Source organism: Nocardia sp. NPDC057353 (genome assembly GCF_042667085.1).
In the GTDB taxonomy this organism is placed as follows: domain Bacteria; phylum Actinomycetota; class Actinomycetes; order Mycobacteriales; family Mycobacteriaceae; genus Nocardia.
The window spans coordinates 22,774-36,723 of the sequence record NZ_JBHVAK010000062.1 but is presented as its reverse complement, the minus strand read 5'-3'; the positions used below and the strand labels follow the sequence as shown (position 1 = coordinate 36,723).

Sequence of the window (13,950 nt, the reverse complement as noted above, 5' to 3'; positions counted from 1 at the left end):
GGCCGGTTCGGCCCACCCGCTCCTTTTGTCTGTCCAGCTCAGATGGGCCGGAAGCCCGAGCCGATGCTGTTGCGGCCGTTCAGGTCGTCCATGATGGTGGACATGTTGGTGCCGACCTCGGGGCCGTAGCAGGCGAACGCCAGGTAGGCGTTGACCATGCCGACGAGTTGATTGCCGACGACCACCGGCGCGCCGGAGTCGCCCTCGACCACGCACATCTGCGCCCAGGTCTCGATATTGGTGGCGAAGACGTCGCCCCAGGAGATGCCGCAGGTATTGCCGGTGGTCCGGCCCTCCTTGCAGACGATCATGGGGAACGCGGCGGGCCCGCCGATGCCCGCGATGGTGACATTGCCGACACGGTTCACCGGGGTGATGCGGCCCGGCTCGAACTGGATGACGGCGTAGTCGAGCCGCGGGTCGGAGTGCACGAAGCGCCCGACCACCCCCGCGCCGCGATCCTTTTCGGCGTACACCTGTGCGCCGGGATCGCCGCAGTGCCCGGCGGTGATCCCGACGAGCCTGCCCGCGCCGTCGTGGCCAACGGTGGTGAGGGTGCACTCGTAGGCGTCGTCGATGACGATGCCGGACCCACCGCCGAGCACCGGCGCGCCCGGCTGCGCCTGCGCGGCGCCCGCGACGGGCCCGAGCAGCGCCGCTCCCAGCGCGACGGTGCAGGCGGCGCGTGCCACCGTGGCGAGTTTGCTGAACATGTCCCTCCAGATCTTCCGAAAGCCAGCACGATATCAATCGCGCGCACCCATCGTGTCAGTAAATGAGGCCCGGTGCGGCAGGCATCGGAAGACCCGTGGTCGCGGCGCGCGCCACGCCGCAGTTCTTCCTTCCGGTGATAGCAGTCTGGCATGATCGGCCTCGATCCGGCGGTCGCACGGAGCGGCAGCCGGGGCCGACGGGCGCGCCGGGCGGTTGATTCGAATTTCGATGAAAGCGATTCGACAAATAACACTCGTGCACTCGCTAACCCCGGCTCAGGGCGGGGTTTCTGAAACGCGTTCTTATTGGTTGGATACCGGAAGTCGGAAAATGTCCGGGGTCGTTGTCATGATTCATAGGCGGCCACGCGGAGTGACCGGTACCTATGACGCCAATCACAGGGGTCTGCTGTGTTCCGCGCTACCCCGTAGTAAGGTGCTCCGAGCGAAGCAAGTCGTCGGGGCAGGTAACCGGCGTCGAGAAGGGGTTAGACAGTGCAGTCGACCAAGAGTCCACCCATGGGGTCGCGGCTGAGTGGCGCGGTCGATTGGACGAAGGGGTACTGGGAAGATCACCCGAAGCGATCGCTCGAGACCTTCGGCAGGCAGATCCTCATGGGGATTGCCGCGGTCTCCGAGTTGTTCATCGCCATTTTTCGCCGGCGATTCCCGTTCGGTGAATTCATCCGGCAATGCGCGTTCATGGCGAACGTCGCCGCCGCCCCGACGCTGCTGGTCGCTATTCCGATCGGGGTGATCGTCTCGATCCAGGTCGGCGCGGTCGCCGGGCAGGTCGGCGCCACGTCGTTCATCGGCGCGGCGAACGGCCTCGGCATCATCCAGCAGGGCGCCCCGCTGGTCACCTCGATCATGATCGCGGGCGCGGTCGGCTCGGCCATCTGCGCCGACCTCGGCTCGCGCACCATCCGCGAGGAGATCGACGCCATGAAGGTCATGGGCGTCGACCCGATGCGCCGCCTGGTGGCGCCGCGGCTCGGCGCCGCCATGCTGGTCAGCCTGCTGCTCTGCGGCTTCGTGGTCTTCGTCGGCTTCCTGACCGGCTACATCTTCAATATCTTCGCCCAGGACGGAACGCCGGGCAGTTACGTCGGCACCTTCTCCTCGTTCGCGGTCACCCGCGACCTGCTGGTGGCCCTGGTCAAGTCGACGATCTTCGGCCTGCTCGCGGCGATCATCGCCTGCGACACCGGGCTGAACACCCGCGGCGGGCCAGGCGGCGTCGCGAACTCCGTGAACTCCGCGGTGGTCAGCTCGGCGATCATGCTCTTCGGCGTCAACCTGATCATCACGCAGATCTACAACGCAATCTTCCCCCCACAGGTGGTCTGAGCCGGTGTCGTCGACATATGTGCCGCCGCTGCTGCGGCCGCTGAACCAACTGAAGCGCACCGCCAAGGCCCCGGTCGACCTGCTCGGCCGCCTCGGTCACCAGGTGTTCTTCTTCCTCCGCGCGCTCGGCTCGATTCCGCTCGCGCTGCGCCAGTACCCCAAGGAGGTCTGGCGGCTGCTCTCCGACGTCACCTGGGGCAACGGCAACCTGGTCGTCGGCGGCGGCACCATCGGCGTCGTGCTGATCCTGAGCGCCTTCGGCGGCATGACCGTCGGCATCCAGGGCCACACCTCGCTGAACCTGCTCGGGCTGAGCCCGATCACCGGCGCCATCTCGGCCTTCGCCACCACCCGCGAGCTCGGCCCGCTGCTCGCCTCGCTGGCCTTCGCCGCGCAGGCGGGCTGCCGGTTCACCGCCCAGCTCGGCGCCATGCGCATCTCCGAGGAGATCGACGCGCTGGAATCGGTGGCCATCCGGCCGCTGCCGTACCTGGTGAGCACCAGGATCTTCGCGGCGATCCTGGCGATCGTCCCGCTCTACTGCCTCGGCCTCGCCATGGCCTACCTCTCCTGCGCGTTCACCGTGCAGCTGATCGGCGGCACCGCCAGCGGCACCTACCAGCACTACTTCTACCAATTCCTGATCCCGACGGACGTGCTGTACTCGCTGCTCAAGGCGATCATCTTCGTCGCGATCACCACCTTCATCCAGTGCTACTACGGCTTCTTCGCCTCCGGCGGCCCCGAGGGCGTCGGCGTGGCGGCGGGCCGCGCGATCAAGATGTGCATCATCGTGGTCGTGTTCGCCGATCTGTTCATGACGTTGGCCATCTGGGGCGTCAACCCCGGAATCCGGATCTCGGGGTAGGCGATGATCATCGATCCCAGTGGGCGCGGGCCCACCGTCCGGCAGATGTTGATCGCAGGCGTCTGCGGGCTCATCGTCTTCGCCGTGCTCCTGGTCTTCCTGATGGCGCGCTACCAGGGCTACTTCGTCCCCAAGGTGAACGTGGTCGCCAACCTGACCACCACCGGCGACGGGCTGCCCGCCGAGGCGGACGTGAAGTTCCGCGGCGTGCTGGTCGGCACCGTCGACGATGTCGAGGTCGCGGCCCGCGGCGAGCTGCAGAAGGTGCAGATCGAGCTGGACCCGGACTTCGCGGGCGGCATCCCCGCCAACGTCACCGCGCGCGTCGTTCCCTCCAACCTCTTCGCCGTCACCTCGGTGGAGCTGGTCTTCAACGGCCCCTCCGACGAGTACCTGAGCGAGGGCGACCAGATCGAGGAGGACCGCAGCAAGGGCACGATCGCGCTGCAGGACACCCTGACCACCGTCCGCAACATCCTGGACGAGATCGACCCGGTGCAGTTCGGCCGGGTGCTCGGCACGCTCTCGCAGGCGCTGGACGGCAGCGGCCGGATGCCGGGCTCCACCGTCGAGCGCGTCGACCGCTGGCTGACCGCCGTCGACCAGTCCATCCCGAACCTCGGCGTCATGCTGAACGACTTCTCCTCGTCGTTCCAGGCGCTGAACGAGTCGGCGCCGGAGCTGGTCACCGTGCTCGGCAGCTCGGTGCAGACCGCAACCACCATCTCCGACCGCAGGACGCAGCTGGTCGAGCTGATCACCGGCGCGAGCGGCACCTTCGACACCATCAACAACCTGTTCGCGCAGAACCCGGATGTCGGCAAGCAGGTCACCGCGGGCACCAGCTCCATGTTCGGCTCGCTCGCCTCGGACCCGGCCGCGGTCACCCAGTCGATCGTGAACCTGAACCGCTCGCTGGCCAAGCTGGACACCGTGTTCCGCTGGGGCCCGCAGCAGCAGATGATCTGGAACATGGGCATCACCTTCACGCCCTACAAGCCGAACACCGTCGCGGACTGCCCGCGCTACGGCGACCTGGCGGGTCCGAGCTGCTTCACCGCGCCCGCGGTCGCCGAGATCCCGCCGATGCCGGATTCGCTCTCGCCGCGCAGGCTGGACGCCGCGGCCGGGCTGCCGCCGCTGGTGCAGCTGCCCGGGATGCCGGTGCTGCCCGGCATCACCACCCCGTCCGCCCCGCTGCCCACCGCCGAGACGGCGCCGGTGCCGTTCGCCGGAACCCCGCTGGAGGGTCTCTTCCCGATGCTGCCGCCGTTCCTCGGCGGGCCCGCGCCCGCCGCGCCCGCCCCGGCGGAGCCCGTCGCCCCCGCCGAGCCGCCCGCCGCGCCGGCGGCGCCGATCGCCTACACCGGCGACGACGCGATCACCCGGTTCCTCGGCAGGCAGCCGACGGCGGCGGAGTACCTGCTGCTCGGTTCGATCACGAAGGGAATGACGTTGACGCACAACGGTGACGGCCGATGAGCATCCGCAAGCCGCTCATCGGGTTCAGCCTGTTCGCCATCGTCTCGATCCTGGTCACCGTGCTGGTGTGGAACACGCTGGCCAGGGTGGTCGAGGGCGAGACCAACACCTTCACCGCCACCTTCTCCGACGTGCTCGGGCTCAAGCAGGGCGACGACGTGCGGATGGCGGGCGTCCGGGTGGGCAAGGTCGAGAAGATCGACCTGGACACCAACAACGACGCCAGGGTCACCTTCGTGCTGCAGCGCGACCAGACCATCTTCGACGACACCAAGGCGCTGGTCCGGTACCAGAACCTGATCGGGCAGCGCTACATCGCGCTGGCGCCGGGCGACTCGCCGACCGCGCAGCCGCTGAAGAGCAACGGCACCATCCCGATCGAGCTCACCGAGCCGTCGTTCGACATCTCGGCGCTGCTCAACGGCTTCCAGCCGCTCTTCCAGGTGCTGCAGCCGGAGCAGGTGAACCGGCTCTCGGAGACCTTCATCCAGGCGCTGCAGGGCGACGGGGTCTCGCTGAGCGCCTTCGTCACCCAGGCGGCCGCGCTGGCCACCGACTTCCAGCGCCGGGACGCCATCCTGACCGACGTGATCACCAACCTCTCCGGCGTGATGTCGGGGCTCGCCAAGCGAGGTGACGAATTGGAGACGCTGGTGACCCAGACCAGGGCACTGATCGGCGGGCTGTACGACCAGGGGCAGAGCCTGCAGCAGTCCACCGTGCAGATCGCCGACGCCGCCGACGCGCTGGTCGGCATGGTCGGCACCATCCAGCCCAAGCTCGAGGCGGCGCAGAACTCCACCAGCGCCGCGCTGACCCTGCTGATCGCCAACGGCCCCGCCCTCGACCAGGCCGCGATCGACCTGCCCGGCTTGCTCGCCAACGCGGGCAGCTTCGTCTCCGAGGGCAGCTACGCCAACGCCTACCTCTGCGGCCTCGACGTCTCGCTGTACGGGGTGCTCTTCCCGCGCGGGCTGTTCTCGCAGATCGGCGGCAACGCGCATTCGGCGGTGTGCAGGCCGTGATCGCACAACTCCGCTCCCGCTTCCAGAGCAACCGCTACTTCTGGCTCGGCGTCCTCGGCGCGCTGTTCATCGTGCTCATGCTGATCATCTCCAGCTCCTTCCGGATGCTCGGCGTCGGCGAGCGCTCGCTCGAGATGGAGTTCGCGCAGGCCGCGGGGATCCGGGTCGGTGACCGGGTGAACGTGGCGGGCGTCGCGGTCGGCACCGTCACCGGCGCCGAACTCGACGGCGACCACGTGGTGATCACCGCGAACGTGAACCGCGACGTCGACTTCGGTCCGGACGCCAGGGCATCGATCAAGATGGCGACGCTGCTCGGCGCCCGCTACGTCGACGTCGAGCCCGGCGACGGCAGCGGGCTGCCGGACGACCGGATCCCACTCTCCAACACCGCGGTCCCGTACAACCTGGCCGACGTGGTGCAGATCGGCACGCCCAAGTTCGAGGCGCTGGACGCCGACAAGCTGGCCGAATCGCTGAACCTGGTGAACCAGCAGCTCGGCGACTCGCCGCAGCTGGTGGTGCAGGCGCTGGACAGCGTCGGCGCGCTGGCCAAGGTGATGGACTCCCGCAAGGCCGAGGTCGACCAGCTGCTCAAGGACATGGACCGGGTCACCCAGCTGCTCGCGGACAACCGCAACAGCGTGCTGCTGGTGATCACCCAGGGCGAGGCGATCGCCGCGCGGGTGATGGAGCGGCAGACGCTGCTGCGCCAGCTGCTGGACAATGTCGCCGCGCTGACCAAGCAGCTGCAGGAGATCGGCGCCGAGAACGACAACCAGCTCGGCCCGACCATCGAACAGCTCAACGTGATGGCCGAGGGGCTGCAGAAGAACAAGGACAACCTGGATCGGCTGCTCAGCATCATGCCGCCGTCGATCCGCTACCTCACCAACGCGTGGGGCAACGGCAACTACGCGGAGGTCGGGCTGCCGTGGCTGTTCCCGGACAACTGGCTCTGCTTCGCGCAGGCGATCGAGGGGTGCGAGGGATGAGGATTCCGTTCCGCGTGAACCGGAGCGCGGCCAGGGGCGCGCTGCTCGGCGTGACCGCGCTCGCGGTGGCGAGCTGCTCGCTGCTGCCCAGCTCGGTGAACAACGCCATCGGCAATACCATCGAGATCACCGCCGACTTCGAGAACATCGCGGGCATGTACGAGGGCAACCCGATCCGGGTGCTCGGCATCGATGTCGGCAAGGTGGACAAGATCGTCCCGCGCGGCACCTTCGTCGAGGTGCACATGTCGCTGGATTCCAGTGAGAAGTACCCGGCCGAGGCGATCGCGGCGGTGGTCTCGCCGTCCATCGTCACCGACCGGCACATCGAGCTGACCCCGCCCTACACCAGCGGCGACGAGCTGGTCGACGGCGACCACCTGCCGCTCTCCCGAACCAGGACCCCGGTCGAGCTGGACACGATGATCAAGACCATCGACCAGTTCGCCGCCGCGCTGAAGCCGCAGCCGGGCCAGGAGGGCATCGGCCCGCTCTCCGGCCGGGTGCTCTACCCCATGCTGGACGGCCAGGGCGACAAGCTGCGCGACACCCTGAACGCGCTCTCCGGCGCGCTGAAGGTCGGCGTCGACAACAAGGACGCCGTCGCCACCATCATCATCAAGCTCAACGAGCTGACCACCATGCTGGCCCAGAACGACCAGTCGGTGCGCGACTTCAGCAACCAGGTCACCCAGATGACCGGGCTGCTCGCCGAGCAGGCCCCCGGCCTGCAGGCCACGCTGCAGCAGCTGCAGGACTTCCTGGCCAACACCAGCGGGGTCTTCACCCAGTACCAGGACCAGCTGGAGGGCAGCCTGGTCGGGCTGACCAACGTCACCCAGCAGCTGCGCGACAACGCCGACGGGCTGATCGAGGTGGTCGACGTGGCGCCCATGCTGCTGCAGAACATCGATCGGACGATGAACCGCGAGCAGGGCTTCATCCGGCTGCACGGCCTGATCGGCACCGCGCTCTCCGGCGAGGTGATCAGCGTCTTCTGCCAGCGCATCCAGATGCGCGCGGACGGCTGCCGGACCGGGAACATGCAGGACTTCGGCCCCGACTACGGGCTCACCGCCGCACTGCTGGGACTGACGAAATGACGCGCCGCATGATCGGAACGCGCCGGGCGGCGCTGGCACTGACCGCCACCGCGACGGTGGCGCTGCTCACCGGCTGCGGCCTCTCGGTGGAGAACGTGCCGCTGCCCAAGCCGGGCGCCTCCGGCGACACGTACACCATCCGCGCGGTCTTCGAGAACGCGCTGAACCTGCCGGACCAGGCCAAGGTGAAGATCGGCGGCTCGGATGTCGGGGTGGTCTCCGACATCTCGACCAAGAACTTCGAGGCCTTCGTCGACATGCAGATCCGCTCGGACATCGAGCTGCCCGAGGGCACCACCGCCGAGCTGCGCCAGGCCACCCCGCTCGGCGACGTCTTCGTCGCGGTCTCCAAGCCGGTCGTGCCGCCGGGGACGCCGCTGCTGGAGGACGGCGCCACGCTGCCGCTGGAGGCCACCTCGGCGGGCGCGACCGTGGAGGAGCTGCTGGTCTCGGTCTCCATGCTGTTCAACGGCGGCGGCATCGCGAGCCTGACCAAGCTCGGCACCGAGCTGGACTCCATCGTCGGCGGCCGGGGCGAGCAGCTGGCCCACCTGATCACCCAGATGACCGGCGTGGTCGGCAGCCTGAACGACAACAGCGCGCGGATCGACAGCGTGCTCGGCGAGTTCGGCACGCTCTCCACCACCCTGGAATCGCGCAGGGCCGAGCTCGGCCAGGTGGCGGACACGCTGCCGCAGATGATCGGCGCGATCGCGGAGAACAACAAGGCGCTCGGCGACCTGCTGCAGCGCATCGCGGTGACCAGCGCGGCGCTCGGCGACTACGCCAACACCTCCGGCGCCGACCTGGCGTCGCTGCTGGACAACCTGCGCAACCTGATGGACGCGCTCGCCGCCACCGGCGACGACTTCGGCGCCGCCATGGAGCAGCTGCACATCGTCGCGCCGAAGGTGGACGCCAGCTTCCGCGGCAAGAGCCTCGCCGTCTTCGCCACCGTCTCCAACCTGGACATCGGGCTGCTCACCGACCCGCCGAACAGCAAGCTGCCGGACCAGACCGACCTGAACGACTTCGTCGGCAGCTTCATCCAGGTGCTGCAGGTGGTCCAGAGCCGGGTGAACGGAGCACCGCGATGAACCTGCTGCGGAACAAACTGGTGCTCTCCGGGATCGGGCTGGTGCTCGTCCTGATCGCGGGCGCCACCTACCTTGCCGTCGGCGTCATGCGGGTGAACCCGCTGCGCTCGGAGTACACCGTGACCGTCTACCTGGACCGCTCCGGCGGGTTGCAGCCGGGCAACGACGTCACGCTGCGCGGCTTCCGGATCGGCAAGGTGGACGACATCGCGCTCACCGACCGCGGCCAGCTGATCGCGGCGACGGCGACCATCGACAGCGAATACCCGATCCCGGTGGACACCGCCATCTCGGTGCAGGCGCTCTCCGGCGCGGGCGAGCAGTACATCGACTTCCGCCCGGCCACCGACTCCGGGCCGTACCTGGCGGACGGCGCGGAGATCCGCTTCGACCCGGAGCGGATCAAGACCCCGACCCCGGTGTGGCAGGTGCTGGACAATGCCAGCGCGCTGATCTCCCAGGTGGACCCGCAGAAGTTCGGCGTGATCCTGCGCGAGCTCGACATCGCGCTGAGCGCGGGCCCCGACCAGCTGCGCGGCATGGTCAACGGCCTCAGCCTGGCCGCGGCCGGGCTGGACTCGCTGCTGCCGCAGACCACCAACCTGATCGCCAACCTGCAGACCATCGCGGCCACCACCGCGAACGCGCAGCCGGACCTGGCCACCCTGACCGCGAACTCGGGCGAGCTCTTCACCCAGTTCAACAATGCGGACGCCGAGCTCAAGGCGCTGCTCGACCAGTCGCCGCAGTACTTCAGCGACCTCGGCGCGGTGCTGAGCGACACCACCGACCCGATCACCGCGCTGGCCACCAACTTCGTCGCGATCACCCGCGGCGCGCAGCTGCGCACGCCCGCGCTGAGCGCGCTCTTCCCGTCGCTGGCGGTCGGCCTGGACGCGCTCGGCGTGCCCGCGCACGACGGCGAGTTCCACACCATCGTCGACATCTGGCCCCGGCCCACCTGCTACTACCAGTCGTCCTACCTGAAGCCGGAGATCATCGCCGACGACACCCTGCCGCGCTGGAACTACTGCGTGAACCCGCCGCCGGGGCAGCAGATCCGCGGCGCCGCCAACGCACCGCGGCCGGACGTGCCGAACAACGGCGCCTACATCCCGCCGGGAGTCGACCCGAACGAGCGCACGCTCCCCCCCGTGCGCTGAGCGGGCATACTCGCGGCAGTACGACCGAATCGGCGCGCCCGCGCCGGGAAAGCGCAGGACTGTATCGATGAGCACCGACGACGCCGCAGGCTCCGCGAAGAAGATCTCTACCGACAAGGCCGGGACCGGCGCCGACCCCGATGCCGCGGGCAAGGGTGCGGCCCCGGCGCCGCAGCCGGAGCGCGCTGAGCCGACGGCGTCCAAGCTGCCCCTGGTCGCGGCCTTCACGGCGGGCATCCTCGCGGTGGCCGCGGTGACCGCCGTCGTGGTGTTCTGGCGCCAGGCCGACCAGCGCGGCGCCGAGCTGGACGCGGTGACCGAGGCGAAGGCCGCGGCCTGCGACTTCGGCCGCGCGGTCTCGGAGTACGACTACGCCAGGGACCTGAACCAGTACTTCCAGACCGTGAAGGACGGCTCCACCGGCGACTTCCTGAAGGAGTTCGCCGACGCGGAGCAGGCGCTCACCGAGGCCATGACCCAGGCCAAGGTCAAGTCGTGGACCGACGACGTGCAGTGCGGCTGGCAGTCCGGCGACGATTCCACCGCGCAGGTGCTGGTGACGCTCACCCAGTACCGCACCAACTTCACCGCGCCGGAGCCGACCAGGCAGTACGTGGTCGTCATCGCCGACCTGGAGAAGTCCGGGGACAAGTGGCTGGTCGGCAAGCTGGATTCGCCCATGCTCCGCGGTGCGGGCAGCGGGCTGCCCACCGGCCCCGGAACCGAAAGCCCCGCCCCCGCTCCCGGCGACGCCACCCCGGCTCCCGCGCCGACCCCGGGCGGCTGAGGCGGCTCAGAAGGGCGTGAGTGCCTGGCCGTGCGGCGCCACCGGCTGCCGTGCGGCCCCCACCGGTTCAGCGGTGACCGCGGGGATCTCGGCCGTCACCGCGTCGGCGACGGCCGCCGTGGCGGCGGCCTTGCGCGCCGCCTCGCCGGAGAGCGCCTCGGCCTGCTCGGTGTAGTAGTTGCCGACGTGGCCGCGCACCCAGCGGAAGCGCACCGGCCCCGGCCGCCCGGAGATGGCCCGATCGATCTGCTTGACCAGCTCGGCGTTCTTCACCGCGCCGCCGGTGGCGGTGCGCCAGCCGTTCACCCGCCAGGCGGCGATCCACTCGGAGGCGCACTTGATCGCGTACAGCGAATCGCTCTCCAGCAGCAGCGGCTCCGGCCCCGGGTGGGCCAGGATCGCCTCCAGGATGCCGCGCAGCTCGGCGACCTGATCCGTGCCGGTCGGCGCGCCGCCGCTGCCGGAGCCGCCGGTGTGGTTCACCCAGGCCCAGCCGACGGCGCCGCCCGGATTGCGCAGGCAGGATCCGTCGGTGCTCACGATGATCATGGCAGGCACCCTACGCAATCCGACCGACAAGATCTGTTCCGTGAAATTGCTCGATCTCCCTTCGCAACTGGGCCTCGGTGCGGCGCAGCGCCGCCCGGACCGCTGATTCGACGGGGCGGGCCAGCAACCTGGCGATCAGCCCCCTCGGCGCGGCGTAGTTCGCCTCCGAGGTGAGCACCGACCGGCCGTAGCCGAGCGGGTCGAATCGCAGCGTGAGCGTGCCTGCGAGCCTGCCGCGCAAGGTGTAGCCGATGACGACGTTGCGTCGGTACTCGGTGATCTCGCACTCCAGCCGGGACCGCCACGGACCGAAGCGGGCATTCGTGCTGAACACCGCTCCCCGCCCGCGGTCGAGCTCACCGGCGGGCTCGAACCCCGCCACACCGAACATCCAATCCGGGACGAAGCGGTGGTTGTCGGCGTAGGTGAAGGCGACCTCGACCGGAGCTCCCACGTCACTGGCATACCTGATGTGGCCCATAGGCCCTCCCTGATCCACGGCTGCGGTCAAAAGTACTACAGCACTCCTCTTTATTCGAGGAATTCGCCGCGGGAATCCGGAGATCACGAACTGGTCGGTCGGCTCTTTTTCTGCTGGTCAGCGCCCCGGCGCCGGGGCCGAATCGAGCGAATCCAGCTGGTCGACGATCTGCTCGGCGATCGGCATCGCCGAGGTCGCGGCCGGTGAGGGCGCGTTGAAGACGTGCACCGAGCGGGCGGTCCGGCCGAGCAGGAAGTCGTGCACCAGCGTGCCGTCCGGCAGCACCGCCTGCGCCCGGATCCCGGCCGGGTACGGCCGCAGGTCGGCGAGCTCCAGCTCCGGGCAGTAGCGCCTGCACTCGGCGAGGTACCCGCGCCGGAACACCGAATTGCGCAGTTCGCGCGCGCCGGTGCGGACGTGCGCGCGCGCCAGCCGGTGGAAGCCGCGGTAGCCGAGCACCTCGCGCAGGTCGCGCGGGTCCACCGACCACTTGCGGTACTTCTCCCTGGCCAGGCCGAGCACCGCGTTCGGGCCGACGGTCAGCTCGCCGTGGATGGTCGGGCTGAGGTGCACGCCGAGGAAGGGCAGCGCCGGGTCCGGGATCGGGTAGATCAGCGTCGAGGTGAGATCCGCGCGCTCGGCGGGCAGCCGGTAGTACTCGCCGCGGAACGGGACGATCCGGAAGTTGGTCGGCAGCCCCGCGATTCGGGCCAGCCGGTCGGCCTGCAACCCGGCGCAGACCACGAGCCTGCGCGCCGTCCACGACCCGCTCGGGCCCGCGACGGTGACCCGCTCCGCCGTCTCGGCGATGGCCGTCACCGTCGCCCCGTACCGCACCTCGGCACCGGCGGCGACCGCCTCGGCCAGCAGTGCGCGGGTGACGGCCGGGTAGTCCACGATGGCCGTGCTCGGTACGAAAAGCGCGCCGGTGCCGCGAATTCGCGGCTCCCGGCGGGCCAGCTCGGCGGCGTCGATCCGCTCCACCTCGACCCCGTTGTCGACCGAGCGCCGGTGCAGCGTCAGCATCCGCTCGTGCTCCACGGAATCCGTTGCCACCAGCAGCTTTCCGCAGACCTCGACCGGAATCCCGGCGGCGCGCGCGAATTCGACGGTCCAGCGCGCCCCGCGCCTGCACAGCTCCGCCTTGAGGCTGCCCGGCTCGTAGTAGATGCCGGAGTGCACGACGCCGCTGTTGTGCCCGGTCTGGTGGGTGGCGGCCACCTGCTCCTTGTCGAGCAGGAGCAGCGTCGCGCCGGGGTGCCGCCGCAGGATGCGGTGCGCCGTCGCCACCCCGACGATGCCCGCGCCGATCACGCAGAAGTCGTACTCGGCGGGGCGCGGCGCGGCGGTCATGGCTCCCAGCTCAGCAGAGCGCGGCCGCCGCCCGCGCACCGGGGTCAGGTGCTGACGCGGGCGGGTACCTCGGTGCGCTCCAGCCGCAGATCGTGGCTGCCGAGCGTCGGATCGCTGAACGTCACTGTGACCGAACCGCCGGTACCGATCTCGGTCCGCAGCGTCGCGACCGCGCGCGGGTCGACCCGGCCGCCGGTGAGCGCGGCGAAGGTGGCGTTGGTGTCAAGGGTGAGCGCGACGCCGCCGCTCGCGGGCTCGTCCACCCTGGCGTCCACGTAGGCGGGGCCGACCCGCACCCTGCGGTCGGCGGCGGGCTCCGGCGCCGCCGCGGCGGGCGGAACGACCTCGGCGGGCGGCGCCGCGGCGGGCTGCTGCTCGACCGTCTCCGGCCTGATCTGCACGGTGCCCGCGATCGCCGCGCTCTCCCGCCGCTCGAAGAGCGCCGAGCCCGCGAACGGCCCGGCGGGGGCCGCCACGCGCGGCGGCGGCGGCACCGCCGCCTGCTCCGGCTCGGCGCGGCCCGCCTCGATATTGCCCGGGGTGCGGCCCGGGACGTTGCTCACGATGTAGGCGCCCGCCACGGCGGTGAGGCCGATGCTCGCGGTGCCGACCAGCACGATGGCGGTGGTGCGGGCGGCGCCGCGGCGCGGAGTCAGCAGCTCCGTGTCCGGCGCGGGCTCGCCCGGTCTCCGGTTCTCCCTCGATGTCACGATGCGGTCCTCTCCCTGTGTCCCGAACTCCCCTTCGGTTCTCTGGTCACGCCGGCCCGCACCGTCGGAAGCCGGACGCGCGTCCAGGCTACGGAACCCGGACGGAGCGCGCATACCCGCTGTTCGAGCGGGGATACCTGCTCCAGGATCGACGCCGGAGGCGGCGAACGGGTTTCGATCGCGCACAGAGTGGGTAAACCCCCGGCAGTCGGCGAGCGTCTTTTCGACCCGCCCCTACAGACCCCGGCCAACGGTGTCCGGCCGTCGACACGAA

The 13,950-nt window shown here is 69.9% G+C and carries 14 protein-coding genes; 9 read left to right on the top strand and 5 right to left on the bottom strand.

The features are described from left to right. Positions 1–38 precede the first annotated feature (38 nt). Positions 39–713, bottom strand: coding sequence for a S1 family peptidase (locus tag ACFUUZ_RS26170; RefSeq protein ID WP_378700651.1), 675 nt, complete (start codon positions 711–713; stop codon positions 39–41). 519 nt (positions 714–1,232) lie between these two features. Here ACFUUZ_RS26170 and ACFUUZ_RS26165 point away from each other — a divergent pair. From ACFUUZ_RS26165 to ACFUUZ_RS26125, 9 genes are all read left to right on the top strand, one after another. Next, positions 1,233–2,063 (top strand): MlaE family ABC transporter permease, encoded by an 831-nt coding sequence (locus ACFUUZ_RS26165; protein ID WP_378700648.1) that lies wholly within the window; start codon positions 1,233–1,235, stop codon positions 2,061–2,063. 4 nt (positions 2,064–2,067) lie between these two features. Next, on the top strand, positions 2,068–2,931 hold the full coding sequence (locus tag ACFUUZ_RS26160; protein WP_378700645.1) for an ABC transporter permease: 864 nt from the start codon (positions 2,068–2,070) through the stop codon (positions 2,929–2,931). A gap of 45 nt (positions 2,932–2,976) precedes the next feature. Then, a complete protein-coding gene (locus tag ACFUUZ_RS26155; protein WP_378700642.1) occupies positions 2,977–4,413 on the top strand; it encodes an MlaD family protein in 1,437 nt (478 codons plus the stop codon). After that, positions 4,410–5,438: an MCE family protein gene (locus ACFUUZ_RS26150; protein WP_378700640.1), complete on the top strand. Its 1,029-nt coding sequence runs from the start codon at positions 4,410–4,412 to the stop codon at positions 5,436–5,438. The genes ACFUUZ_RS26155 and ACFUUZ_RS26150 overlap by 4 nt, the downstream gene beginning before the upstream one ends. Further along, on the top strand, positions 5,435–6,433 hold the full coding sequence (locus tag ACFUUZ_RS26145) for an MCE family protein (protein WP_378700634.1): 999 nt from the start codon (positions 5,435–5,437) through the stop codon (positions 6,431–6,433). Before ACFUUZ_RS26150 ends, ACFUUZ_RS26145 begins: the two co-directional genes overlap by 4 nt. Next, positions 6,430–7,536, top strand: a complete 1,107-nt coding sequence (locus ACFUUZ_RS26140) for an MCE family protein (RefSeq protein WP_378700631.1) — start codon at positions 6,430–6,432, stop codon at positions 7,534–7,536. Before ACFUUZ_RS26145 ends, ACFUUZ_RS26140 begins: the two co-directional genes overlap by 4 nt. An 8-nt stretch (positions 7,537–7,544) precedes the next feature. Continuing rightward, positions 7,545–8,633: an MCE family protein gene (locus ACFUUZ_RS26135; protein ID WP_378700629.1), complete on the top strand. Its 1,089-nt coding sequence runs from the start codon at positions 7,545–7,547 to the stop codon at positions 8,631–8,633. After that, positions 8,630–9,796 (top strand): MlaD family protein, encoded by a 1,167-nt coding sequence (locus tag ACFUUZ_RS26130; RefSeq protein ID WP_378700627.1) that lies wholly within the window; start codon positions 8,630–8,632, stop codon positions 9,794–9,796. The genes ACFUUZ_RS26135 and ACFUUZ_RS26130 overlap by 4 nt, the downstream gene beginning before the upstream one ends. A 67-nt stretch (positions 9,797–9,863) precedes the next feature. Continuing rightward, positions 9,864–10,583 (top strand): hypothetical protein, encoded by a 720-nt coding sequence (locus ACFUUZ_RS26125; RefSeq protein ID WP_378700624.1) that lies wholly within the window; start codon positions 9,864–9,866, stop codon positions 10,581–10,583. Between the two features lie 6 nt (positions 10,584–10,589). Here the strand turns inward: ACFUUZ_RS26125 and ACFUUZ_RS26120 are convergent, their stop codons facing one another. The 4 genes from ACFUUZ_RS26120 to ACFUUZ_RS26105 all read right to left on the bottom strand — a co-directional run bounded on the left by ACFUUZ_RS26120 (position 10,590) and on the right by ACFUUZ_RS26105 (position 13,676). Then, positions 10,590–11,132: a ribonuclease H gene (locus ACFUUZ_RS26120; RefSeq protein WP_378700622.1), complete on the bottom strand. Its 543-nt coding sequence runs from the start codon at positions 11,130–11,132 to the stop codon at positions 10,590–10,592. Positions 11,133–11,142: 10 nt separating this feature from the next. Then, positions 11,143–11,613 (bottom strand): SRPBCC family protein, encoded by a 471-nt coding sequence (locus tag ACFUUZ_RS26115; protein ID WP_378700619.1) that lies wholly within the window; start codon positions 11,611–11,613, stop codon positions 11,143–11,145. Between the two features lie 117 nt (positions 11,614–11,730). Further along, on the bottom strand, positions 11,731–12,966 hold the full coding sequence (lhgO, locus tag ACFUUZ_RS26110; protein ID WP_378700616.1) for an L-2-hydroxyglutarate oxidase: 1,236 nt from the start codon (positions 12,964–12,966) through the stop codon (positions 11,731–11,733). Positions 12,967–13,010: 44 nt separating this feature from the next. Further along, positions 13,011–13,676, bottom strand: coding sequence for a hypothetical protein (locus tag ACFUUZ_RS26105; protein WP_378700614.1), 666 nt, complete (start codon positions 13,674–13,676; stop codon positions 13,011–13,013). Positions 13,677–13,950 lie beyond the last annotated feature (274 nt).

Excerpts from the sequence above, each read along its gene's own strand:
- ACFUUZ_RS26115 (WP_378700619.1), bottom strand. The coding sequence starts at position 11,613 with ATGGGCCACATCAGGTATGCCAGTGACGTGGGAGCTCCGGTCGAGGTC.
- ACFUUZ_RS26165 (WP_378700648.1), top strand. The coding sequence starts at position 1,233 with ATGGGGTCGCGGCTGAGTGGCGCGGTCGATTGGACGAAGGGGTACTGG.
- ACFUUZ_RS26125 (WP_378700624.1), top strand. The coding sequence starts at position 9,864 with ATGAGCACCGACGACGCCGCAGGCTCCGCGAAGAAGATCTCTACCGAC.
- ACFUUZ_RS26150 (WP_378700640.1), top strand. The coding sequence starts at position 4,410 with ATGAGCATCCGCAAGCCGCTCATCGGGTTCAGCCTGTTCGCCATCGTC.
- lhgO (WP_378700616.1), bottom strand. The coding sequence starts at position 12,966 with ATGACCGCCGCGCCGCGCCCCGCCGAGTACGACTTCTGCGTGATCGGC.
- ACFUUZ_RS26120 (WP_378700622.1), bottom strand. The coding sequence starts at position 11,132 with ATGATCATCGTGAGCACCGACGGATCCTGCCTGCGCAATCCGGGCGGC.
- ACFUUZ_RS26155 (WP_378700642.1), top strand. The coding sequence starts at position 2,977 with ATGTTGATCGCAGGCGTCTGCGGGCTCATCGTCTTCGCCGTGCTCCTG.
- ACFUUZ_RS26140 (WP_378700631.1), top strand. The coding sequence starts at position 6,430 with ATGAGGATTCCGTTCCGCGTGAACCGGAGCGCGGCCAGGGGCGCGCTG.
- ACFUUZ_RS26170 (WP_378700651.1), bottom strand. The coding sequence starts at position 713 with ATGTTCAGCAAACTCGCCACGGTGGCACGCGCCGCCTGCACCGTCGCG.
- ACFUUZ_RS26135 (WP_378700629.1), top strand. The coding sequence starts at position 7,545 with ATGATCGGAACGCGCCGGGCGGCGCTGGCACTGACCGCCACCGCGACG.
- ACFUUZ_RS26130 (WP_378700627.1), top strand. The coding sequence starts at position 8,630 with ATGAACCTGCTGCGGAACAAACTGGTGCTCTCCGGGATCGGGCTGGTG.